At 40.6% G+C, this 25698-nt stretch carries 20 protein-coding genes; 16 read left to right on the plus strand and 4 right to left on the minus strand.

The window, feature by feature from the left end; genetic code table 11:
• Positions 1–39 precede the first annotated feature (39 nt).
• The 3 genes from AC4PG5_RS02175 to AC4PG5_RS02185 are packed head-to-tail and all read left to right on the plus strand — an operon-like array spanning position 40 to position 7342.
• Complete coding sequence (locus tag AC4PG5_RS02175; protein WP_492029824.1) at positions 40–2679, plus strand: zinc-dependent metalloprotease; 2640 nt, start codon at positions 40–42, stop codon at positions 2677–2679.
• A gap of 58 nt (positions 2680–2737) precedes the next feature.
• Positions 2738–5998 (plus strand): SusC/RagA family TonB-linked outer membrane protein, encoded by a 3261-nt coding sequence (locus AC4PG5_RS02180; protein WP_492029825.1) that lies wholly within the window; start codon positions 2738–2740, stop codon positions 5996–5998.
• 18 nt (positions 5999–6016) lie between these two features.
• On the plus strand, positions 6017–7342 hold the full coding sequence (locus AC4PG5_RS02185; RefSeq protein ID WP_492030666.1) for a RagB/SusD family nutrient uptake outer membrane protein: 1326 nt from the start codon (positions 6017–6019) through the stop codon (positions 7340–7342).
• Positions 7343–8337: 995 nt separating this feature from the next.
• Here AC4PG5_RS02185 and cobC read toward each other — a convergent pair.
• The 4 genes from cobC to cobU form a co-directional block, all read right to left on the minus strand.
• Positions 8338–8865, minus strand: coding sequence for an alpha-ribazole phosphatase (cobC, locus tag AC4PG5_RS02190; RefSeq protein WP_492029826.1), 528 nt, complete (start codon positions 8863–8865; stop codon positions 8338–8340).
• 64 nt (positions 8866–8929) lie between these two features.
• Positions 8930–9709 (minus strand): adenosylcobinamide-GDP ribazoletransferase, encoded by a 780-nt coding sequence (locus AC4PG5_RS02195; protein ID WP_492029827.1) that lies wholly within the window; start codon positions 9707–9709, stop codon positions 8930–8932.
• Positions 9709–10746: a nicotinate-nucleotide--dimethylbenzimidazole phosphoribosyltransferase gene (gene cobT, locus AC4PG5_RS02200; protein ID WP_492029828.1), complete on the minus strand. Its 1038-nt coding sequence runs from the start codon at positions 10744–10746 to the stop codon at positions 9709–9711. Before cobT ends, AC4PG5_RS02195 begins: the two co-directional genes overlap by 1 nt.
• Before the next feature lie 21 nt (positions 10747–10767).
• Entirely contained in the window at positions 10768–11280 is a 513-nt protein-coding gene (cobU, locus tag AC4PG5_RS02205; protein WP_492029829.1) for a bifunctional adenosylcobinamide kinase/adenosylcobinamide-phosphate guanylyltransferase, read from the minus strand.
• Positions 11281–11380: 100 nt separating this feature from the next.
• Between cobU and AC4PG5_RS02210 the strand changes: the two genes are divergently transcribed.
• The 13 genes from AC4PG5_RS02210 to AC4PG5_RS02270 all read left to right on the plus strand — a co-directional run bounded on the left by AC4PG5_RS02210 (position 11381) and on the right by AC4PG5_RS02270 (position 25688).
• The gene (locus tag AC4PG5_RS02210) at positions 11381–12877 is read left to right on the plus strand and encodes a cobyric acid synthase (RefSeq protein WP_492029830.1); all 1497 of its coding nucleotides are present in this window, start codon (positions 11381–11383) and stop codon (positions 12875–12877) included.
• Complete coding sequence (locus AC4PG5_RS02215; protein ID WP_492029831.1) at positions 12870–13877, plus strand: threonine-phosphate decarboxylase; 1008 nt, start codon at positions 12870–12872, stop codon at positions 13875–13877. Before AC4PG5_RS02210 ends, AC4PG5_RS02215 begins: the two co-directional genes overlap by 8 nt.
• Positions 13862–14806, plus strand: coding sequence for an adenosylcobinamide-phosphate synthase CbiB (cbiB, locus tag AC4PG5_RS02220; protein ID WP_492029832.1), 945 nt, complete (start codon positions 13862–13864; stop codon positions 14804–14806). The genes AC4PG5_RS02215 and cbiB overlap by 16 nt, the downstream gene beginning before the upstream one ends.
• A gap of 290 nt (positions 14807–15096) precedes the next feature.
• Positions 15097–16281 carry a DUF4934 domain-containing protein gene (locus AC4PG5_RS02225; protein WP_492029833.1) on the plus strand — a complete coding sequence of 395 codons (1185 nt, stop codon included), beginning with the start codon at positions 15097–15099 and terminating at the stop codon, positions 16279–16281.
• Between the two features lie 28 nt (positions 16282–16309).
• Positions 16310–17317 (plus strand): BF3164 family lipoprotein, encoded by a 1008-nt coding sequence (locus AC4PG5_RS02230; RefSeq protein WP_492029834.1) that lies wholly within the window; start codon positions 16310–16312, stop codon positions 17315–17317.
• A 25-nt stretch (positions 17318–17342) separates the two neighbouring features.
• Positions 17343–18311, plus strand: coding sequence for a TolB-like 6-bladed beta-propeller domain-containing protein (locus tag AC4PG5_RS02235; protein ID WP_492029835.1), 969 nt, complete (start codon positions 17343–17345; stop codon positions 18309–18311).
• Between the two features lie 53 nt (positions 18312–18364).
• Entirely contained in the window at positions 18365–19543 is a 1179-nt protein-coding gene (locus tag AC4PG5_RS02240) for a DUF4934 domain-containing protein (RefSeq protein ID WP_492029836.1), read from the plus strand.
• Between the two features lie 71 nt (positions 19544–19614).
• The gene (locus AC4PG5_RS02245; protein WP_492029837.1) at positions 19615–20724 is read left to right on the plus strand and encodes a DUF4934 domain-containing protein; all 1110 of its coding nucleotides are present in this window, start codon (positions 19615–19617) and stop codon (positions 20722–20724) included.
• A 51-nt stretch (positions 20725–20775) separates the two neighbouring features.
• Positions 20776–21792, plus strand: a complete 1017-nt coding sequence (locus AC4PG5_RS02250) for a 6-bladed beta-propeller (RefSeq protein WP_492029838.1) — start codon at positions 20776–20778, stop codon at positions 21790–21792.
• Positions 21793–22016: 224 nt separating this feature from the next.
• Positions 22017–22310 (plus strand): NVEALA domain-containing protein, encoded by a 294-nt coding sequence (locus tag AC4PG5_RS02255; protein ID WP_492029839.1) that lies wholly within the window; start codon positions 22017–22019, stop codon positions 22308–22310.
• A 51-nt stretch (positions 22311–22361) separates the two neighbouring features.
• The gene (locus tag AC4PG5_RS02260) at positions 22362–23537 is read left to right on the plus strand and encodes a DUF4934 domain-containing protein (RefSeq protein WP_492029840.1); all 1176 of its coding nucleotides are present in this window, start codon (positions 22362–22364) and stop codon (positions 23535–23537) included.
• 686 nt (positions 23538–24223) lie between these two features.
• The gene (locus AC4PG5_RS02265) at positions 24224–24460 is read left to right on the plus strand and encodes an NVEALA domain-containing protein (protein WP_492029841.1); all 237 of its coding nucleotides are present in this window, start codon (positions 24224–24226) and stop codon (positions 24458–24460) included.
• A 67-nt stretch (positions 24461–24527) separates the two neighbouring features.
• A complete protein-coding gene (locus tag AC4PG5_RS02270; RefSeq protein WP_492029842.1) occupies positions 24528–25688 on the plus strand; it encodes a DUF4221 family protein in 1161 nt (386 codons plus the stop codon).
• Positions 25689–25698: the final 10 nt, after the last annotated feature.

The raw sequence follows: 25698 nt of genomic DNA on the forward strand, positions 1-25698 counted from the left end.
TAAATTACTGTAAAATAATCGATAACACAAGATAATAAAATGAGATTCAAACACATTTTACTTACAACTGCGGTGGCTGGTACTCTTCTTTGTGAAGCTGATACATTGCTATATGCTGGGAATGCTGTCCCTGGGGATTTCAGTTGGTTTAAGAAGAAAAAGAAAAAAGAGGTAAGTGATAGCATTAAGTCTCAAAAAGTTTACGACAAACTAGCAAATAAAGAAAATCTCCTTTATCAAGGAATGTTTAATGTTTATCGTAAATCTAACGATTTCTATTTTGAAATACCATTGTCTTTACTTGGACGAGATATGCTGGTGGTCAATAAATTGACACGTGTTCCTGCAGAATTGAATGAGGCTGGGGTGAATCGTGGTACAAATTATGAGAATCAGATGATCCGTTTCGAGTGGGATAAAAAAACGGATAAATTACTTGTTCGCCAAGGTAGACCGTTGCCATTGGCTCCGGCACAAGATGCTATCTCACGTTCCGTGTACGATAACTATATCTCTCCTCTGATTGCCGGTTTTAAAGTTGAAGCTTATAATAATGATTCGACAACAGCTGTGATCAAAGTGAACGATATCTACGACGGCACGGAGACGAGCATCAACAATGTCTTTACCAATATCAATTTGGGGACCTCTGCCATTAAGAATTTGTCTCGTATTTTGTCGGTCAAATCATTCTCGAATAATGTGGTTGCACAGTCGGAATTGACCACAAAGGTGACTGAAGGAACAACCACCATTCATGTAACGGTTGAGGTGAGTTCGTCTATTTTGCTTTTGCCTGAAACGCCTATGATGGGTCGTTTGGATAATCCTCGCGTGGGCTACTTCACTAATCCGTTGCTTAGTTATAGCGATGGTCAGCAACGGGTCGAAAAGGATCAATTGATTACTCGCTGGCGTTTGGAACCAAAACCCGAGGATCGTGAGCGTTATTTGCGTGGGGAATTAGTTGAGCCGGCAAAACCTATTGTATTCTATATTGAAAATTCAACGCCATACCGTTGGAGGAAATATATTAAACAAGGTATTGAAGATTGGCAAGTCGCCTTTGAACGTACCGGTTTTAAAAACGCCATTGTAGCTAAAGAACTAACCGATTCGATGAATGTTGATCTGGACGACGTAAACTACTCTGTGCTAACTTATGCGGCTTCTGTTAAGGCTAACGCGATGGGTCCTTCTATCACCGACCCACGTTCCGGTGAAATCTTAGAAGCAGATATCATGTGGTGGCACAATGTGTTGAGCATGCTGAAAGAATGGATTACGGTTCAGACCGGAGTGATTCGTCCGGAGGCTCGTGGAATTAATATTCCGGATGAGATGATGGGGGATGCGATGCGTTTTGTCGCTTGTCATGAAGTGGGACATTCATTGGGACTTCGTCATAACATGATTGCATCATGGGCTTTCCCTACTGACTCTTTACGTTCTAAGACCTTCACGGATAAGATGAATACCACTTCATCATCAATCATGGATTATGCCCGTTTTAACTATGTAGCACAACCAGGTGATGGGGTGACAGCACTCTCTCCTCATATCGGTCCGTATGATATCTTTGCGATTGAATATGGCTATCGCTGGTATGGTGAACAAACACCGAAAGCCGAAAAGGATAAATTGTATGCGTTGTTGGAGAAACACAACTCACGCCTTTATAAATATAGTGAAGCGCAGGACGTGCGTGATGCGGTCGACCCACGCGCACAAAATGAAGATTTAGGTGACGATGGAATACGTTCATCACAGTTGGGTATTGCGAACCTAAAACGTATCATGCCGGAGATCATCAAGTGGACCACTACCGGTGAGAAGGGACAGACTTACGAGGAAGCTTCTCGGTTGTATTATGCTGTGATTAATCAATGGAACAACTATCTATACCACGTTTTGGCCAATGTTGGAGGTATTTATCTAGAAAATACAACTGTAGGTGACGGACAGAAAACTTTCACTTTCGTTGAGAAGGAACGTCAACAAGCGGCGTTGAAGTTCTTGATTGATGAGGTGTTGACCTACCCGAAATGGTTATTCGATACAGAAGTGAGTGAATATACTTATTTACTTCGTAACACTCCACTTGGCGTAGTAGAGAATGCACCGACTTTAGTTCTAAAGAATGCTCAATCGTTCATCTTATGGGATTTATTGTCGAATAATCGTTTAATGAGAATGATTGAGAATGAATCGGTCAACGGGAAGAAAGCCTTTACAACGGTTGAATTGATGGATGGATTACATCGCAGTATTTTTGCAACGACCTTGCGTAACCAACTGCCTGATGTCTTAACTCGTTCTTTGCAGAAGAATTTTGTGGATGCTCTAATTACGGCTGCTGCCGAGAGCGAAGGGGTGAAGATCAATAAGAAACTGTATGCCGAACATCCGTTATTGGCTCAGTCTACTTTCCCACTTTGCAGTTGTAGTGATCATGCGCATCATGCTGCAGAAAATGTTGATCGGATGGGAGCACGTCGTGAACTTAATTTTTATGGTTCTCAACTTAATCGTATCTCTGATGCCATATCAGCCAAACGTGGTGAGTTGTTGCGTATCAAGGAATTGTTGCAATCTCGTTTGGGAACTTCAGATGTGGCCGTGAAATACCATTATAAGGATATGATCCTCCGCATTAATACTGCGTTAGGTCTTAAATAATCGCCTGAAAGGGCATCTCTTTTTTAATCACTAAGTATTAATTATTTAATAGAATTGAATGAAAAGACAAATTTTGATCTTGCTGCTCCTATTAGGAGTGGTAACCACGACTTTTGCCAACAAACAGATACGAGGAGTGATACTCTCCTCTGAAGACAATCAACCTTTGGTTGGTGCTTCTGTTTATGTGAGCTCTGGCGATTTGAAAAAAGTCGGGAGTAATCAAGCTTCATTAGGGGTGATTACCGACCTTGACGGAAAATTTACGATTTCGATACCCGACCAAGTGACTCGTGTTTTCTGTAGTTATGTCGGTTTTGATGCCCAAGAAGTGAAATTGATTTCAGGCAAGGCCCACTATGAGATTGTGATGAAACCTTCGGCTCAAATGCTTGATGCTGTCGTTGTCACCGGTTATCAAACGGTAGAACGACGTAAGTTGACCGCAGCGGTTTCTAAGATCGATCTTTCCGACCAGATGATTGGTGCGGTAAAGAGTGTCGATCAAGCATTGAACGGACAAATAGCCGGTCTTCGCGTGAGCAATCTTTCGGGAACACCGGGTGCACCGGCCAAGATTAGAATCCGTGGTACGGCTTCCTTGAACGGTACTCAAGATCCATTATGGGTGTTGGATGGTATTCCTTTGGAAGGGACCAATATCCCGAATATGGAGACACTGAAAGACATTGATAACATCGGTCAGACGGCTATTGCCGGTTTGAATCCTTCCGATATTGATAACATCACCGTGCTTAAAGATGCTGCTGCAACGGCCATTTATGGAGCTAGAGCTGCGAACGGGGTTATTGTCATTACTACAAAGAAAGGTAAAGCCGGCAAGCCGGTGATTAACTTCTCAACAAAGTTGACTTATTCGCCAAAGTATAATCTCGATCGTTTGAACTTGTTGAATAGTGATGAGAAAGTTGGTTTGGAGTTAGATTTATTGAAAACAGGTTATCCTTATCGTGCAGAGAAGGGAGAAGTTTATCGCGTGATCTCCGGCTTAAACCAGCTGGATGCCTTTAAGAACGGAGGATTTGATGCACTTTCTGATGAAGCTAAATCAAGACTGAACAATTTACGTCAGACAAACACTGATTGGAGCGATATTCTGTTTCGCGATGCATTTACGCAAGAATATAACCTTTCTGTATCCGGTGGAGGAGAAAAGGCCACTTATTACACGTCGGTTGGTTATATGAAAGAGAATGGTAACATTCCTAACGTCTCAGCCGAACGTTTCAATATGGTCATGAAGACCTCTTATCAAGTGAATAAGCTCTTAAAAATTGGAGCTTCTTTGTTTGCTAACCGTCGTAAGAACTCCACTTACTTGCCGGATAGTGATGGTTGGACCAATCCGATGATCTATTCTTATTTGGCGAATCCTTATTTCCGTCCATTCGATGAAGATGGCAAATATTTGTACGATATCGATATTCAAAACGATAGCAATACCGATTTTGGATTTAACCCCTTTGAAGAACGCCGAAACACAACGAATCAGACCACGATTAATGGAGTCTCTTCGATCTTCGACGCTGAATTACGTTTCAACGATCAATTCAAGATCACTTCACAATTAGGTTTGCAATTAGATCAACAGTCGATTGAACGTATTGCCGATGCTGAGACGTATGCGATGCGTTTAGAACGCACGAATCACCGTCAGAACGGAGTCACTTACTTGCCGGATGGTGGATTCCACAAGGCCAACGAAAACTCTGATTCGCAAATCACTTGGAAAGCTTTAGGAGAATATCGTGCGAACTATAACAACGTTCATGAGTTTGAAATCATGGCGGGTACCGAACTTCGTCGCACTTGGTCGGAGAAGCTTTACAGTGTAGGTTATGGTTTCGATCGGACCACTTTGACGACTAAACCGATTATCTTCCCGGAAGAAAGTAAAGCATTCCCTTTACATACGAAGGGTTTTGTTGAGAATGCTTATGTTTCTGCTTTCTCTACGTTCTCTTACTCTTTACTCAATAGATATACCTTTGGCGGAAGTATCCGTTTCGATGGATCCGACCTATTTGGTGTAGATGAAAAATACCGTTATTTACCTCTTTACTCCGTGAGTGGATTGTGGCGTACTTCTCAAGAACCATTCATGAAAGATGTGAAATGGGTAGACAATTTGGTTTTCCGTTTATCTTACGGTTTGCAAGGTAACATTGACAAGAATACCTCTCCTTTCTTATTGGGACGATACCGCATCGAGAATATATTACCTGGAGGTAGCGAACATATGATTGTTCCTAACAGTGCTCCAAACGACAAATTGCGTTGGGAAAAGACGCATTCGGTGAATGCCGGATTCGACTTTGCGGTATTGAATCAAGCCATTAATTTGAGCGTCGATTATTATTATCGTAAAGGAGTCGATTTGATCGGTATTCAGATGTTGCCTCTTGAAACTGGATTCGAATCGTCGAGTATCAACTGGGCCAGCTTGAGAAACGAAGGTGTTGAAGTGGCGTTAACGACACGCAACGTTCACACCAAAGAATTTATGTGGACAACGAACTTTAACTTTGCTTATAACAAGAATACCGTATTGAAAGAAGCGATTCGTGAAGATGCCATCTATCCGGGACGTGAAGGCTATCCGGTAGGAGCATTGTTTGCCTTGAAAACAGGAAGTCTCGATGCTGAAGGATATCCTCAGTTTGTCAACAAAGAAGGCAAAGAAGTTTCTGCAATGGAATTCTTTAAACTTCAAGAATGGGGATTCGGTGCGACCGATTTAACACCTAAAGAACGTCGTGAACTTTACACCTATGTGGGTACGGCCGATTGTCCTTATGCCGGAGGTTTTAACAATACCTTTACTTATAAGGCCTTTGAATTGGGTATTAACTTTAGCTTCGATTTTGGTGGTAAGGTACGTACTCGTCCAACTTATTCGATTGTCGACTTTGACAAAGGACGTAACTCTAACCGGGACATCTTAGATCGTTGGACGCCAGAGAATACAAATACAAAGTTCCCGGTATTGTTGAGTCAAGATATGAGATTAGATGAATATGTATGGTATTCTAATCAAGGAGATATTTATCGTAATCTAGATATCTGGATTAAGGACTTGAACTATGTGCGTTTGCAAAACATCCGTTTGGCTTACACGTTGCCTAGCAGTGTCAACCGTTTCCTTGGTCTCTCTTCGGGAACCGTGGCTTTGGAAGGACGTAACCTCTTTGTGATCAGTTCTGATTATAAGAACTTCATGGATCCGGAGAATATGTCTAATCCGTATGCTGCGCCTCTACCGAAGTCCGTTACTTTGAGTTTGAACTTGAATTTCTAATCTTATAGCATACAGATGATGAAAAAGAAATTAATTTTATTGATCAGTACCATATTCCTCTTGGCTTCTTGCGATATGCTCGACATTAAACCGACAGGTATGGTTATTCCGACCACATTGACTGAATATCGAGCATTGCTATCAACGGCTTACAATACAGTTCCGGATGTAACGGGAATGGCGTGTTTCCGTTCGGATGAGATGTATATTAAAAATGATAGTTGGGAACTTAACCGTTATGGAAAGATCGAACGTTGGGATGATTACAGTGCTCGTGGTGAGACGACTTCATTTGAATGGAAGAATTTCTATACCGTGATGTTTACCGCTAACTATACGATCGAAAAGCGTACTGAGATTACCGAAGGGTCGGCTGATGAGATCAACCAATTGATCGGGGAGTGTTATCTGCTTCGTGCCTATATGCACTTCAATTTGGCCAATCTTTACGGACAACCTTATACTCGTCCCGGCGCATTGGATAGTAAAGCTGTACCGTTGAAGCTGAATAGTGATATCAACGGCGTTTTGAAGCGCAATACGGTTCGTGAAGTGTTTGCGGCAGTATTGGCCGATATTGATGCTGCAGAAGCGTTGATCAACAAAGAGAGCTGGGAAACGAAATATTCTTATCGTTTTACCAAGTTGTCGGTACAAGCTCTTCGTGCACGTGTTTATCTTTACATGGGCGATTGGGAAAAAGCCTTAAAAGCGGCTGAAGCGGTGATGACGGTAAAGAACACGTTGGAAGATTTCAATGCCGAAGGTTATAAACTACCCAACCATTATCAATCGGTTGAGACCATCACTGCCTTAGAATTAGCAATGACGAATAACTATAATCAAGCAGCTTGTGCTTCGGCTCATTTATTGGGTTGTTATGCCGAAGGTGACTTACGTCGTGATGCTTATTTCAAAGCTCCTGATAAGAAAGGTGATCGTCATGCGCAAAAAGCCGGAATGGATGATTTCCGTTGCTCGTTCCGTGTGGGTGAGTTGTATCTTACAGCCGCTGAATCTGCAGCAAACCTAGATCAGCTTCCTAAAGCAAAATCTCTTTTGTTGGGCTTGATGCAAAAGCGTTATACCCCCGAGAGCTTTGCCGCTCGTTCTGCAGCAGTCAACGCCATGAACAAAGCCGATCTTATTCAAGAGGTATTGAACGAACGTGAGCGTGAATTGGCTTTTGAAGGTCATCGTTGGTTCGATCTTCGTCGTACCACACGTCCACGTCTTGAAAAGGTCTTGAAAGGTGAAACGTTTGTGTTGGATCAAGATGACAAACGATATACCTTATTGATTCCTCAAGAAGCGATTGAAGCCAATCCGGAATTGAATAACTAATGACTGACAGCTAACAGCTAATAACTGACAGCTAACAGCTTCGATTAATTAATTATTAATCATTGACTAATCGGAGTTAGCATAATTAATAAAAGGTCTCTTCCTAAACTCGAGTGAGAGTTGGGAAGGGGCCTTTTTTGTGAGGCGAAGTGGGGAACGGGAGTGTAAATTTCTCCTCCTATGAATTAAAAAGATCATTTATCTCACACCTCCTACACTAAATTTTCATAAATACCCATTAATAAGAGACTTGGAGAGGGTGAGAGATAAGTAAATGTGACAGGTTATCCCACACTCATCCTACACTCATCCTACACTCATCCCACACTCACTTCGTATCCATTATACACTTATCCTAACATTACTTCATACTTAGGCTATACTGTTGTTTATTGCATTGCGCCATTTTCTTATCACATTGTGCTATTTTGCTACGGCATTGCGCCATACTAATATTGCATTGCGCTATTTTTCTATGGCATTGCACTATTTCTACCTAATCAGTTTGATGGTGTAAATGATCAATCTTTCATTAAAATAGTGGAAAGACAACTCCAAAAGGCAACTATTTGTTAGGTTAATGAGGGATGGTGAGAGATAAACGATTTAGTGTGGGATAAATGATCGATTTATTTATCCCACACTTGCTCACAACCCTTTATTTATCGTCTTTTAGGGTGAAAGAGTGATAGATGTGTGGGATAAACGATAAATAAACTCTTAGGGAGGAGATGACTCTTTAATTTTAAGATTTTAAAATGTTTCTTTCTGAAGTAGCTAAACAGTTAAGCAGTAAAAAGAAGAATGAAGAATAAAAGGAATGACTTCCGGCGGATGAAAAAAGCACCGTACTCCAGTGCCACAAGCACCGTATTCCAGCGCCACAACCACCGCACTCCAGCGTCATAACGACCGTACTACAATTCTACAACGACCGCACCTCAGCAAATGCTTTTTATATTGTTGTAAGTATAGAATACATATTCCTCTTCGATTCAGATCTCAATATGAATCACCCCGCCGTATGGGGTAAGTTTAGAGAAAGCCTCATCTTGAGTGATCACTCCCGCATAGATTTGTGCGCAGATCAATACGCCACCATGAGCAAAGATGGCGACTTGTTGATCATCCGATTGCTTCAATTCGTCTATAAAAGCACTCACTCGTTCATATTGATCGATAAAACTCTCTCCATTCGTGGCGCGAACATGAATATAGTCGTTATACCATTTTTGCAGACGCGGGTCAGTGATCTCATCGAAACGCTTCATCTCCCAATCTCCGAAGTTAATCTCTTTCAGCCGGTCGTCGGTGGTCGGTTCGGCGTATCCGCAATAGGCAGCCAAGCGCTTGGCTCGGCTCAGTGGACTGCTAAAGACTCTATCGAATGTTTTTCCTTCGAGGTGGCGGGCTGTTTGTGCCGCCTCTTCGATGAAGGTCGATTTGAGTGGAACGTCGGTAAAACCGTAGCATGTGCCTTGAGGGACATCAACGGCTGTATGGCGAATTAGGGTTAGAATCATAATGGTGTAATTGGACTATAAATTTATTCTAGACTATGAACTCTGTTTATACTATAAATTCATTCTATATTATAACAGATTGGTGCACTATAAAGATCAGACTAATCAGAGTGAGGTAAAAACTCAGCTCACAAAGGAGAAAGGTCGCCCCACAGCAATCGCCGGTGTAACCTTGTAGGCGTTTCTTCATCCAACTACTTAGTAGATAGAATGTGATTGGTGGAGCAAGGAATGCCCATAGATATGCACTCGGGACAAATAGGAGTGGAAGGGCACCGAAGACGAATGCACGAACGAAGATCAACGGTGTCATTCGATTATAGATCACTTTGGCTTTGCTCTCTTCCTCTTTTCGGGCGTAAGGGAGTCGGTTGATCAGTTGAGCAGCTGAGAACTTACTCCAAGCATCTCCCGCTATCATGAGGAAGGGGAGGTGTGCTGCCGATAGGTATTGCGACAACAGATACTGCATCGAGGTATAGAGCAAAAGGAAATAACCGATCAAACCTATCACACCGTAACTTCCGATGAACGAGTCTTTCATGATGGCCAACGTCTGCTGACGGTTCTTTCCTCCGCCAAATCCGTCGAAGAAATCGGCTAGCCCATCTTCATGAAGGGCACCGGTGAGGATGACTCTTGCGCCGATAGCCAATAGGATGGGAAACGGTTGCGGAAAGAGATGGCTAGTCAGCCAATAGGTTGCCGCCATGGTTCCTCCGGTGAGCCATCCGGCAAGTGGCCAGTAGTTGACCACTGTTTTGAAACAGTCGGCAGGGACCTCCTTTATTCGCCAAAAAGGGAGGCGGGTAAAGAAGATGAATGCCGCTAGAAGTTTATTCATTATACAAAATATTTAGTAACTGAGGCTTTATGAAAACTATCCATCTCATTGATCATACGGACAGCCGATTGTAAGATCGGGTAAGCACAGATCGCTCCGGTACCTTCACCCAAACGGAGGTTGAGCTGGAGTAGGGGCTTGGCTTGCAGATAGTCCAAGACTAAGCGGTGGCCGACTTCATCGCCTAGATGTCCGTAGATCGCATACGAGAGGACGTTCGGGTAGAGACGTGACGCTGCCAATAGACAGTTGGTCATGATAAATCCATCGATGATGATGACCATACCGAGTTCTGCTGCACGAAGCATACCGCCAATAGCCATGACCATCTCTAATCCTCCGAAATAACGGATGATGTCGTGTGCCGATCTATCACCTTTATAGTTCTCCACGGCGCGTTTCAAGACTTTAAATTTGTGAGAAACTCCGGCTTGATCGAGTCCGCTACCGGCGCCTACACACTGTTCGAGTGAAAGGCCCGTAAACAGATGCATCCAGACCGAAGAGGAAGAGGTGTTGGCAATACCCATCTCGCCAAAGCTGATCACGTTGCACCCTTGTGCGTGGACGGTACTGACCACTTCTGCTCCTCGTTGTAAACAAAGATCCATCTCGTCTTCACTCATGGCCGCTTCATGTAGGTAGTTGCGGGTTCCTTTCGCGACTTTCTTGTCGATGATGCGAAGAGACGGATCGAAATCGTAGTCCACTCCGGCATCCACGATGTCGAGTGTAAAGCCATGTTGGTGAGATAAGAAGTTGACTCCCGCACCTCCTTCGAGAAAGTGCAACACTTGTTGCCAAGTGATCTCTTTAGGCGATTTGCTGACCCCTTCTTCTACAATGCCATGATCGGCAGCGAAGAGGACGTTATGCGGTTGATGTAAAGTTGGCGAGAGCGTTTGTTGAATCCATCCAATTTGTAAGGCTAGCTCTTCAAGCGTTCCTAGCGATCCTTTTGGTTTAGTGAGATTGTCGATCTTGTCTCTGAGTATAGGGATGATGGCCTCATCGGGGCGATTGATGTGAAATGTCATGTTTATTTAAGAATTAATGGGTTAACCTTTGAGTTTCATCGGAAGTCCCGATACCATGAAGTAAACGTCGTCTGCTTTGGCCGCAATGTATTGATTCACCCATCCGACGAGGTCGGTGAATTTGCGTTGAAGATCGTTGGGGGATGTTCCGCCCAATCCGATTTCGTTGGTCACAAAGATGAATGTGGCGTCTTGAGCGGTGAAGCGGTCGAATTCCGCCTTGATCTCTTCAAGGAGCGGATCGATGTCGGCTTGACTATCGAATAGAAAATTAGTACACCATAGGGTGACGCAATCGATTAAGATCACTCGCTCTGCGAGGTGATGACGACTTAACTCCTTTTCTTCTTCGATGTTTTCCCATTCGGGGCCTCTATCTCGTTGATGGCGAAGCACCCGTTGTCGGAATTCTTCGTCCCAAATTCGTGCCGTGGCCAGATAAACCGGGTGAGTGGAAAGGCTCAGAGCCATCTTTTCGGCATACGAACTTTTGCCCGAGCGTGCTCCTCCGGTGATTAATATGATTTTCTTCATGGATGGTTTCAGATGCTTGTAATAATCGACAAAAGTGCAAATAATAGGTCAGAAATACAAGCAAAAGGGTTATATTTGCCCGACAAAAATTGAGAAAAACATGAATCATTCTAAACCTCTTCGTCCTTTAATGTTTGTGGGAACGGGAAGTGACGTGGGTAAAAGCATTATTGTGAGTGCCTTTTGTCGCATGTTCTTGCAAGACGGCTATCGTCCCGCACCATTTAAGGCTCAAAATATGGCGTTAAACTCGTACGCGACTCCCGAAGGCTTCGAGATCGGTCGTGCGCAAGCTGTACAAGCCGAAGCAGCAGGTGTTCCCTGTCACACCGATATGAATCCGCTACTGCTTAAACCGACTTCCGATATGAACACGCAAGTCGTGCTCCATGGTAAACCTGTGGGCAATCGGAGTGCTTATGAATATTTCCGTAAGGAGGGACGTGAAGCCCTTCGTCGGGAGGTGAATCAGGCTTTCGATCGCTTGGCTGAACGATACAACCCGATCGTACTGGAGGGAGCCGGCAGTGTCTCGGAGATCAATCTTCGGGAAGTCGACTTGGTGAATATGCCGATGGCTATTCATGCCGGAGCTGATGTGATCTTGGTGGCCGATATCGATCGGGGAGGCGTCTTTGCCAGTGTTTATGGTTCGGTGCTCTTGATGACCGAAGAAGAACGTCGACATCTGAAAGGTATCTTGATCAATAAGTTCCGAGGAGACATCCGCTTGTTTCAGTCGGGTGTGGAGATGATCGAGAAGTTGTGTGGCGTTCCCGTTGTCGGGGTTGTGCCTTACTATAAAGATATCATGATTGAGGAAGAGGACTCGGTGGCCTTACAAACCAAAAACATAAAAGCCAATAGCGGTAAAGTGAATGTGGCTGTTGTGTTGCTTCGCCACCTTTCGAACTTTACCGATTTCAACTGCCTCGAACACGATCCACGGGTGCATCTCTTCTTTACGAACAACACCGATGAGATCGAAAAGGCAGATATTATAATTATTCCGGGGAGCAAGAGTACGATCGACGATTTGTATGAATTGCGCCGTAACGGAGTGGCACAAGCGATCATTGCCGCGCATCGGCATGGAAAGACGGTGATGGGAATCTGTGGTGGCTATCAAATGATGGGGGTTGAGGTTTGCGATCCCGATCATCAAGAAGGAGAAGTGGAACGCTTGCCCGGTTTGGGATTGTTGCCCACGACCACCACGATGACGGGGGATAAAATAACCGAACAGGTGACGTTCCGGCTGAAAGGCAAGGAGGCGCTCTGTAAAGGGTATGAGATTCATCAAGGACGAACGACCTTGCTCGATGGTGCGCAAGTGGAGCCTCTTAACGTAATGGAAGATGGCACGACAGAAGGTTATAGGGCTAGTCGTTCGTGTTTCGGAACCTATATTCACGGCATACTCGACAATGCTGTTGTGATCGACTATCTTCTCGAGCCTTTTGCAGAGCAGATCGAAGAACGGAAATCGTTCGATTACGAAGCATTTAAAGAAGAACAATACGAAAAACTCGCAGCCCATGTGCGACAACATGTCAACATGGAGCTGATTTATCAGATTATACAGACCAATGATTAATGGACATGGTGACGATACCCACTGCTTCAGTCGGCCTATCGTCAGTAATTTTAGCTCGAATGTGTATGCAAAGCTCGATAATGGCTCGTTGAAACGTTATCTGGCCGATCATCTCGATTTTATTGATTTCTATCCTCAACCCGAAGCGGAGTCGTTACAGAAAGCGGTGGCTCAGAACGTCGGACTCGAAGCGAATGAGGTGTGTGTGACGAATGGGGCTACAGAGGCCATCTATCTCATTGCTCAGGCTTTTGCGCAGTCCTACTCGGTTATCGTGCACCCTACATTTAGTGAATATGGCGATGCTTGTTTACTTCATCGTCATCGTGTGCAATCGATTTACCACCTAGCCGACTTGCCCTTGGATGCTGAGATGTGTTGGCTGTGTAATCCGAATAACCCGACAGGTGGAGTGTACGATAAGGCGACTTTAATCCGACTGATCGAAGAACGACCTAAGACCTTATTTATAGTCGACCAGTCGTATGAGGCTTTCACTCTACAGCCGTTGTTGGGGGCCGGTGAAGCTGCGGCATGTCCCAACGTGATCTTGTTGCACTCCATGACTAAACAATACAAGATTGCAGGTATCCGTTTAGGATACCTCACTGCTTCGTCTTCGCTGATCGAGAGCATCCGTCGACAACGTATGCCATGGTCGGTTAACAACCTGGCGATTGTGGCGGGGCACTTCTTGCTCCATACGCCTTACACGTTCGATCTATCTGCTTACTTGGAAGAAACCGCTCGGTTGAGAGCGGGGCTCGAAGAATTGGGCCTTATCGACGTGTGGCCGTCCGACACGCACATCTTGTTGTGCCGGTTGCGGTGTGGTAAAGCTTCTGCGCTAAAACACTATTTGGTCGAGCATCACGGTATCTTGATTCGTGATGCTTCGAACTTTGAGGGACTAGATGAGGCTTTCTTTCGTGTAGCCACTCAGTCGCCCGAAGAAAATCAACGTCTCATTCAATCGATCGCACAATGGATAGCTTCTTAATCAGCCTCGGCGTTTTACTGTTGGGATGGGCGGGCGACCGACTGTTCGGTGATCCGATTCAAATGCCTCATCCGATTGTTGGCTATGGAAAACTGATCGCTTGGGGTGAGAAACGTCTCAATAAAGGTCGCTTCCGATTCTGGAGAGGTGCTCTGCTCACGCTCTGTTTAGTAGGTGGAGTCTTTATGGGTTTCCGATACTTGTTTGAGGTTCTGCAAGGTTGGTCGCCTTACCTCTATGTGTTTGTGGGAGGCTTCTTTGTTTTTACCTCTCTTTCGGGTAAGACGTTAATTCGCGAAGTGCGGATGGTCTTTGAGGCGGTCGAACGTTCGTTGGATGAAGGGCGTCGGCAAGTGGGGCGTATCGTTGGCCGCGACACTTCAGAACTCACGGCTCAAGAGGTACGCACAGCCGCCTTGGAAACGCTAGCCGAAAATTTAAGCGATGGCGTGATTGCCCCATTATTTTGGTGGGCCGTATGTGGCGTGGAGGGTATGTTGGCTTATAAGATGATCAACACGCTCGACTCGATGATTGGTTATAAGAATGCTCGCTATCTCTATTTTGGTCGATTTGCTGCGCGTCTAGATGATGTGGCGAATTATATCCCGGCGCGTATCACAGCCTTGCTGATGTTGATTGTCGCCGGACGAATAGACCGGCTTCCTTTCGTAATACGTTATGGCTCGGCACATAGCAGCCCCAACTCCGGTTATCCCGAAGCAGCCTTGGCGGCGATCTTAAACGCTCGTTTCGGCGGGGAACATCTTTACTTTGGAGAGTGGGTCTACAAACCGTATATTGGTGAGCATGCTCGCGACTTTACTTTTACAGATATGAAAATAGCTGTACGAATTAATCTTTATGCCGAGATTCTGGCTATTCTTCTTCTATCTTCTATAACGCTGATTAAAATAGTTTATTTATAGATTAATGGTTTAGGACGAGATCGTCCTTTGGTTTGCGATCTCTCCTGAGAAGGCTACTGTCTTCCGATGTGGTTAATTACCATTTCAGACTTTAACAAGTCTTTCTTGATCTGTGTGTTTAAGCCGATCAAGAGAGGCTTGTTTTCGTAAATATAATGTTAGATAACATTTTCCTTATGCAATAAAAGTTAATGACAGCTATAGTAACGTAAAAAAATAGCCATTTAATTTTATTGTTCTTTCTTTTGTAAAAAACACAACTTGTTATACTTTAATATCAATACTGAAAAATGAAAACAATAGTCGGACATTTTGAGGTTATAGCTTCTATTCTTTTAATCGGTTTATGCGTAGCCGGGTGTACTGCCGGATCATCAACAGCCGGTCAACCTCAAGTTCTCGATCTTTCATTGACCGGGAATATAGCTTCTTTAAGCTTATCTGAAATTTCACAGGAAACTGATCTTATCCCTTTGCAAACCAATGACTCTATTTTATTGGGGCAGATTGTTCGCATTGTACAATCCGGAGATTTCATTTATGTCGGTGATAAAGATAAGATTGTTGTTTTCGATGCTACCGGGAAATATGTAAATCGTCTTTGTCGTCAGGGACAAGGACCGGATGAATATCTCAATATTACCGATTTTCAAGTTGAGAAGAATGGCTCTGTGTGGATCATGAGCCCAAACAATCGATCTTTATATCATTATCACCTTGATGGAAGATTGTTGAAGAAACATCAACTGCCCTTCTGGGGGACTCATTTGTTGTTAAATCATGACGCGACTCAGATGTTGGTTTATGTCGGGAATGAGAAAAGTGATCAGAATAACGACCGATTGAAAAGAATTGATTTATCCTCGGGACAGATCGTTGAGAATTATTTCCCCATTGACACTCGCAAAAGTGTTTATCTGCATGTCATGAGCGATCACTCTTTTACCTCTAATTCATCGGATAAGCCATCTTACTTTTACGAGATCTTTAACGATACGGTCTATGGGCTTTCTGCCGGACAGCCTCCCGTTCCTAAATATTATGTGAATTTTGATGGAAAGAATATTCCTCAGTCCATATTCGACAAGTCTTATACGGATATTATGGATTTCTTTACCACACTCCATAAAACGCGTTATGCTTATGGCATCAATCTCTTCATGTCCAAAGATGATAAGTTTTTAATTTCCTTTATCTATGATAAAAAGATAACAATGGCTTGGGTTGATGGGGAACATTGCAAGACGACTTCAGCCTTAAGAGAGGATCTTCATTTAAAAGGATTTACTTTTGAACTGGCCGATCAGAAATTGTTTCCACAATCTTCCGAAGAACTCATCATCCCTATAGAGAGTGCTTCAGTGGCGGAACATATGGAGACGGTGCTTGGTGAGGCTGATAAACAATCGCTTAACGAAAAGCTTGGGAGGTTAGGGCTCGATCAAAATCCTATTCTGATCAAGGTTCGTCTATAAGAGTTGATTATCCCTAAATTTTAAGTGTATGAATATGGACTATAAAAGGTTATTCACTTGTGCCTTTTTTCTGCTGCTGCTGTTTGGCTGTAAGCAAAAAACAGTTGAGGTGCAGCATTGTGCTATTGATGGAACAATCTTAAACGATGAATTAATGACCCGTATGCCGGGGCCTTTACGGGTTTATGGCGATTATCTTTATTGGGAAGATCCTTTTGTCCGTGATTATTTTCTTCGCATCCATTATCTCCATGATGGTTTGGAGATTGGACAGATGGGTAAAGTCGGCGAAGGTCCGGAGGAATTTATTACCGGTCAAGCAATCGGGGCATGTATTGATGGCCGTCTTTTTGCTGTAGACGTAAATGGCACCACTAAAGGGTTTCTGTCTATTGATAGCCTTGTCTTGAATAAAGAGCCTTTTATGACTTTGTCTCCTGAAGAGCGTGTGACTTTAAAGCGTGGAAAACAGGTGGCTAAAGGAATTTATCTGAAGACCAATCCGGAGAACTCTGATCATTACTTTACAGCGATTATTGATGGTGCTTCTTGTGAGTTTGGGGAATATCCCATACGAGAATGGAGGAAGCCGATTGGTGGATATGAGATTTATGATGCGCAAAGGGGGCTTCTGGCATTCTGTTCGTATCAATTTCCTTATTTATCGCTCTATAAGCGCGATGGACATCGTTTCAATCTGGTTTTTGAAAAGGCTGATCGGGATGCCTATGCGGTCAATGGTCAGCATATTGCCTTTAAAGAACCGCTTTTAGGGGTGAAAGATCTTTGTCTGAGTCGCGATTATCTTGTGACCTTACAATTTGAGGACCTTCCAGATGAGAATCGTCCTTTAACTTCCGGGCGAAATATAAACGATCGTCCTCATACTGTTTTTGTATATAACCATAGCGGTGAGCTTTTGAAAATAGTTGATTTAAGGATGCCTATTATACGTATGGCTGCGGATGGTAGGGATAATACGCTTTATGTTATTGGGGCTAACCCTGATTTTATGTTGTTGAAGTATGCGTTATAGATTGAAAATAATAAGTTTCTTAAGTGTGGCGGGATTACTTTTTTCCTGCCATTCATCGACCGATAAAGTTGTTTCGGTTTCTTATAAGAGTGATTTTGGGTTGGATACTGTCGGGCATCCTGAACTCATGACTGTTGAAGATGATTATGCTAGTGGGACAACTGTTTTCCATTTGAAAGATCGGTTACTGCTTGGAGGACCTTATAGTCAATATCAGCTTTATTCTTATCCGGAGTTGCGTCGACTCAATAAAATGATCACTTTCCCCAAAAACACATGGTCCTCTGTTCTAGATCAAAAACTATATAGTTATAATAATGGACGTTTTTCAATTCATAAATTAGACAATCGAGATTCATTGGTTTGTGATTCGGTATTCTCAGTGAGTGGCATTGTCCCTATGGACTTTCAACGCATTGATCGGCTGAATGATCAGACTTATATCTTTTCTGATTATGGTGGAGATCATGCGTCTTTCTATCTGTTAGATCTCAAAAACAAGACATTGACGCCCAAAGGTCGTAATCTTGAGGATCGCTCTCGCTTTAAGAATGAAGAAGAATACAGATCGGCTTATCGTCATGTCATTAGGGTTAAGCCGGATCAAAGTGCTTTTGTAGAGGCTTATTGTTTCTGTCCTCGAATCCGTATTTCTAATTCGTCGTGCGTATTAACTTATGATCTTTTTTTAGATAATCCTCCGGGAAACGATAAAGTTGTTCCTGTAGAATATGAAAAAAGATATGTATTTTGCGATGTGATCAATGTGACGGATCATTTTATTTATATTCTCAATCGGGCACAACCCCTGCCTTATCAATCGTCTAATTGTAATTTGTTGGTTTTAGATTGGAAAGGAAATTTAGTTGCTCGATATCGATTGGATTTATTTATCTATAGCTTTTTTGTTGAAGGGGATGATCGCTCGCTCTTTGGGACGTGTTGGAAAGAGCCTGAAGGATTTCGATTTTTCCGATTAAAACTTAGTTATTAAACTTCTTCTTATTCTTTTATGGTTGTGATTTGAATCAATCTTGAATTAAAATTATGAATAAAATAAAGGTCCTTTTTTCTCTTTGGTGTATTGTCTTTTCTGCCTGCTCGTCTCATAAAAAGGGTGGGGCAGATGGTGTTGAACGAATCCGGGTTGATGTGCATTCTCCAACTTCAGATCTTTCATCATTTGTTGAAAAGATGGAGATCGTTCCTTTAGAAACGACCGACTCTTCATTGTTGCATCACTTTGATAAACTGGTGTATAATAAAGAAATGGATATGTTTGCCATTACCACTCGTGATCAGACGGTTTTTACCTTTTCTGGCGATGGCTCTTTTATCGGGAGCTCGGCACGCATGCAGGGAGAAGCTCCTAATCAATACTATATGGCTTTGGATATGCAGTTTAATTCCGAGATGAAAGGGATTGATATATTGAGTCCCGGTGGAACAGTCTATACTTACAGTCCAACATTTGATTTTCTATCCAAAAAAGCGGTTAAGTTTGAATTTCCAGTCGATCATTTTATGCCTTTGGGCGGAGATAACTACGTTTTTACTTATCCTTTCTTATATACAGATCAAGAGGTGGCATTTGCCAATATGAAGACAGGGCAGATCACTCACACCCATTACGAAGGAACGGTTTCCGGCAATGGTATGGGGCGTAATTGCTTTTATAAATTAGGACATGATTTTTATTTTGTTCCCATTGCTTTGAATTATTCCTTCTATCGCATTCATCCTGAAACAAAGAAATTAAGCCGGGTGATGTATCTGGATTTTGGTGATGCCGCGATTAGTGGAGATGCCTTGCCAGGAACGGCTACTGGAAAGAGAACTGATTCTGAAGAAGAACGCTCTAAGCTAGGTCAATCGTATTTAGAACGTCGTGATTTCGTTAGGCAATCGAATGATTTTGTGCCTTATATAAAGTTGTTTAGTGAAGATTACGTTTATGCTCATGTGCTCAAAGGGAAAGTGGGCTATGGCGGACACTTTGTGTTTAATAGAAAAACAAAGAGTCAGTCTTTTTTATGGGATGATAAGCGTTTATTAATGGCACCTTGTTTGGCTATTACTGGTGATGTCCTTTTGGCGTATTGTCCTATCGATCAATTGTCTGAGGTGGCTTGTCGTGATTTGATGACTGATCATGAGTGGCGAAAGATGGAACAATTGAATGAGGATGATAATCCGGTTATTTTAAAATATTATTTAAGAAAATGATCAATCGATCGGTTTTGATAAGATTGATGAAATATTTGTGAATGTGATTGTGGACTAAATAGATAAATACAATGAAATATATTCAATACGTTTTGTGTTTGCTTTTCCTGAGTTCTTGTCTTTTTTCTGAGAAAAAAGATAAAAAGGTTTTAAAAGTAGAACTTCATGAGGAATCTGTTTCTGTTAAGACCTTATTTTCAAAACTATCTGTTGTGCCCTTAGAAACAAACGACAGCTCATTACTAATTAAGCCTCGCGAAGTTTTTGTGAAAAACGACCAATATTATGTCTTTGATATGGGGGCATCTGCGACTTTTGTTTTCAACAAACAAGGTCAGTTCATCAGGCAGATAGGTAAAAAAGGGCAAGGACCTGGGGAATATCACGAGATATGCGATGTTGCCCTAAGTCGGTATTCTAATCTGTTGTATATGTTATCTCCTTTTGGAAGTCTGTATTGTTATAATTCTGACGGTCTTTTTATTAAAGAGATCGTTTTACCTCCAAAGTCCAATTACCACGCAATAGAAGAATATGATAAGGACTTACTCGTTTTATGGACCCATCCTTCTTGGATTGAAGAATCGGGTATTAGTATTTTTTCTAAAACAGCAATGAAGAAAGTCCGGAGCTACTGGCATGAGAATAGAATTCTCTGTGGTTTAAATCTAAATGTCTTTTACTCTTATAATGAGTCCGTTTTTTATTTTACTCCTTTTCATCGGAAAACTTATCATGTCGGACTAGATAGTTTACGAACAGCTTACTCCTGGGATTTTGGTCAAGCTAATATTGATCCCAAGACCTATTTTACATTAGAGGAATCTAAAAAAGATGAGGAAGACCGATTGTTGCAAAAGTATCTGCTTGATTCAACGATTCCTTATTTTATGGCTCAACAGTTTCAGAATGATAAATTCTACTATGCTAAATTAACCTATGGGTTCAAAACCCCGAAAAATCTATTTTATCGTAAAAGCGACGGTAAAACGTTCTTTTTTGAGAAAACGTCAGAAGGTCTTTCTTTGACCCCGATCTATTTTAGTGATGATTGCTTGATATGCATGGTTTATAATGAAGATTTTCCTTCTTTTAAAAGTGTGCTTTCTAAACAAGAATACGAGAAACTGGAACGACGCTTGGATGATGATAATCCATGCTTAATAAAGTTTTACTTCTGATATAAAAGATTGTTTTTGTGGCTCATAATTGATAATATATAAATAAGGAATATGATGAATTTCAGAATCTGTTTTTTCCTTTTAATTAGTGCTTTTGCGCTATTGGTCAGTTGTAATACAAATGAAACAGAGAAGTATCAGAAGGAGCGTAATAAGGTTTTGACTGTTGCGAGTAAATTACATAAGATAACCCTTGGAGATCTAATGATTGGCTCAAATGCTAGAGTTTTTATAATGGGAGATGTATTTATAGTTCAGGATAATGACTCATATACTAAACAAATTCATTTATTTCATAAAAAAGATTATACTTATATTACAAGCTTTGGGCGAAAAGGGGATGGCCCAAATGAGATCACTAACATGGGGCATATTGCTGTCGACGGAGCACATCATAAGCTTTATGTCTCTGATCATGGTAAACAAAAGATTTTTAGTTATGATGTAGACAGTCTGATTCATGATTCGTTGTATGTTCCGTCTGTTAAATGGAGCATGAATATTAAATCTTTTCCTGCGGATTATGATTACTACTCAGATACTCTCTCTGTTGGCCGGGTTATACAGCCGATTGGGAACAATGATTATAAGCCGATAGTTGCCAAGATTAATTTCAAAAAGAATGTATTTACGCTAATGCCCTATGAACATCCTAATATAAAGAAAAACCGCTTCTCTTATGCTTCGTCTTTGGAAGATGATGTGTATGTACAATGTTACAGCTATTATGACTTAATGACTATTTGTAGTCTTAATGGAAAATTGAAATATAATGTATATGGTCCAATGTGGGATGAACGATCTTCAAAAGTGAAATTCTTTCATAAAGTTATTATTGCAAATGGTAAAGTTTTGGCTCTATATTCTGGTAAAAGGCTTGGGATTAGAGAATCTCCTACTATGTTTCAGGCTTTTGATCTTAATGGAGACTATTTATATACTGCTGATTTAGGGTATGAAATAATTGATTTTTGTTATGATAAAGATAATAATCGATTGATTTTAGTTCTTGATGATGAAGATTTTCAATTTGCCTATCTTAATTTGTCGGATTTGGGTTATGAATAAACCTGTGATTCTTTTTTGATGTAAATCAGAAGAGTTGATTTAAATAATAAACTCAATTCTTCTTCTAAAATAATTGATGATGAGACCTCTATTTTGTTTTTTACTTATATTATACTCTTGTGTGTCTTGCACTAATCGTAAGAATAATGACGCTTTTGAGCTTCAAGTTGTAGACATAAACTCAAGTTTTAATCTTTAATATAAATGTTAATAATAAAATCAATATGAAAAAGAAATTATTTTCTGTGTTGGCTGTTGTTGCCATTATAGCAGTAGCTGGGTATAATATATACAGTGCAAAAAGTGACGTTCTATTGTCTGATTTAGCATTGGCAAATGTAGAGGCGTTGGCCAATGATGAGGGAGGGTTTGAAATTGTCTGTAATGGGGAAAAAAACACCTCACCAGGTGCCTGCTGGCAGCTTTATGGCGAATGTTCAGACGGATGGTTCATACGTTGGGATGATTGTCATTTTTCTGGTAGTATGTCGAATCATTGCCAAACTCCTTGCGATTAAATTTAAAAAATAAGGCTGTGTTCTATGCAGAATTACTTAAAATGAAATGTAATGAAATACTTAAATAAATTCATCCTGCCTATTATTCTTTTTTGCGCATGTTCAACTAATAATAAGGACATACCGAATGGAATTGAAATAATACCAGTGGAAGTAAATAGGACTTCTCGGGATGCTTCATCTTTCTTAGAAAAAATAGAGCTTACCCCCTTGGAAACGAATGATTCGTCTTTGCTTTTTAAGTGTAATAAAGTTCTTTATGACAAAAGTACAGATATGTACGTTATATATACCAGTGATCAACTTGTCTATACCTTCTCAGGGAATGGAAAATATATAGACAATTCAAAAAAAGTAAAAGGAGGAGGTCCTGAAGAATACAATATGGTGGTAGATATTAACCTAAATCCATATTTAAAAGGTATTGATATGCTTAATCCTTATGGAACAATATATACTTATAGCCCAACATTTGAACTTTTAGCTAAAAGACAGTTTAAACCAGAGTTTCCTATTGACCATTTAATGGCTTTAGATTCTAACAATTATCTTTTTACATATCCATGTCAATGGACGGATCAAGAAGTCTCATTCGTTGATTTTAAAATAAATCAAGTAGTTAATACTAATTATAAAGGTACTATTTCTGGAAATGAAATGGGAAAGCACTGCTTTTATCATATTGGAAAACATTTTTATTTTGTGCCCTTTGGACTTAATTATTTTTTTTATAAAATAGATACGAAAGAAAAAAAACTAGTTCCAATTATTTATCTTGATTTTGGTGATGCTGAAGTAAAAGATGATGATCTACCTGGACGGTCGTGTGGAAAAAGGACAGGTTCTAATGAAGAAGAAAGGGTAGTTGTAAAAGAACTCGCAGAAAGATATCAATTTCTTAAGAAATCTAAAAATATATTACCCATACTCAAATTTTTCAACGATGATTATGTATACGCCTATTTAGTTAAAACCAATATTGGGTATGGTGATCATTTTATTTACAATAGAAAAACAAAAAAAAGTTATCTACTAAAAGGAAAAGAACCATTCTTAATGTATCCCTGCTTTGCCATCGTTGATAATGTATTGCTTGCTATATGTCTGGCTGATAGAGTCCCTAAAGCCGTTGATCGCGATTTTATGTCCTCTGAAGAGATACAAAAAATGGAGCAGTTGAAAGAAGATGATAATCCTGTAATCTTGAAATACTACTTACGAAAATGATACGTTTAATAAGCTTATTACTCGTTATGTTGTTTATATCTTGCAAAGAATCAAAGCAAGATAGGCTCAGTCGTATAGTCAATGAATGGCATGGAAAAGTTATTCATTTTCCTGATAGTATGTGTTTAGCTTCCTGTAGAAGTGACACTGTTATAATAAAATATACGAGAGAACGGTCTTCCTATACCATACTGAACTATGTAGATACAGTAGGCTGTTTTAGTTGTAGACTGAAACTACCGAGATGGAAAGAAATGATATCTAACTTAGATTCTATTTATCCAAATAAAGTAAAATGTTTAATGGTTTTTTATCCAAAAGGAGAAAAGAAACTCATAAAACATTTGAGAAACAGTAATTTTGGTATCGCATGATTTTTTTTTTTTTTGCGAAATTCTTCGTGATTTTTTTTTTTCAGATCACTTTTAGCCAAACTAAGAAGTGATCTGACCTGGTTGTCTAAAATAAAATTCCTTTTTTGCGTAAAATAGAATGAGCAAGGTCTAAATGCGGTCAACACTGATGATCCTCGCTCATTCAGAAACCCTAACTAATGTTGAATGGAGGTGTTTCCAATGCAAATATAACTATAATTTCTGTATCGATACTTGTTTGTCGATGACTGAGCTGAAAGGATATAAACTTAGCTTTTAATATTTAATATCAATGTTAATTATAAAATCAATATGAAAAAGAAATTATTTTCTGTATTGGCTGTTGTTGCTATTGCAGCGATAGCTGGCTATAATGTCTATAGTGCAAAGAGCGAAGTTAAATTATCTGATTTGGCGTTAGCCAATGTGGAAGCATTAGCAAGTGGCGAGTGGGGAACAGGATTTAATTGTCGTTGGAGCGCTGATCGGACTGTTTGTAATGCTTGGGGAACAGATTTGGGGTGTCCATGTGGGTCTGGACAATGGTAATTTGAAATAAAAAAAGAGCGGGATTATAGTTTGATAGCTATCGGAACGCTCTTTAAAATAGATGACTATGAAGAATATTATTATTAGTGTTTTTATTGTACTGATATTTTGTGTCTCTTGTCAAGAGATAAATCAGAATGGTTTTGAACTTATAGCACAAAATGAATTTTTGTCTTTTCAAATAGATGAAGATAGTCGTCCTCCCAAGTTCTGTCTGTGGACTTTCAAGGATGGAGACAAAGAATATTTGTCGTTTCCTAATCAAGGAGATGAAATTCTTGTTTACGATTTAGAGACTCAACAGTTGGTAAAGAAGATTCATTATCAGATGGAAGGAGAGAACGGGGTTGGATATATCTACAGTTTCTATCCATTAGATTTCAAGCATATCTACATTGCTAGTTCGATGTTACCTGAGGTTTATTTAACAGATTCTGCCGGACATATTTGTGATAAAATTAAATTCTGTAATATGATAAATGGAGAAAAACTAGCTCCAGTCTTTTTGGATGTGATAACTTATAAACCAATGTATGTTCTTCATGATAGTCTCTATTTCTCTCAACCTATAAATCCTAGTTTGGGACATGAATATTGGAAACATAGTCCCGTTGGTTTTGTATTTGATCAGAAGCGTCGTGAAATAACGCCTACCCCTTTGGTGTATCATCGTTCCAATTACAGTGAAAATTTATATCAACCTACAAGTATTGGTGCAGGAAAGGTAAGTGGCGTTTTTAATGGTACTAGTTTTGTTTATGCTTTTGATTTGCAAGATTCCATTTATCAACTTTCTCGCGATTTTAAGACTATAACAAGGATTTTGGCTAAGAGTAAGTATATTAAAGAACCTAAAGGTGAACTGCTTTCTTCTGATGTTGATATTGAACAAATGATTAAACGGGTATGTGAATTACCTTCTTATGGAAATATTGTTTATGATCCTTATCGTGAAGTCTATTACCGTTTTGCTTTTCCTGCGGTTGAAATGGGTAAAGAACGTAGTTACATGGATATTTATCATTCTGGTCGTAAACAATTCTCGATCATAATTTTGGATAAAGAGCTCAAAATTATAGGAGAAACGTTGTTCCCTGAGTACACTTACAATCCTTATTTGTTTTTTGTTCGTGAGGATGGATTGTACCTGTGCGCGAGTCATTTTAAGCGTACAGATTATGATGAAAATGTGCTTCGTTTTCAGAAAATAGAATTGGTGGAAAAATAGTAATAATAAA

Source organism: Bacteroides sp. QWL-09 (assembly GCF_058683585.1).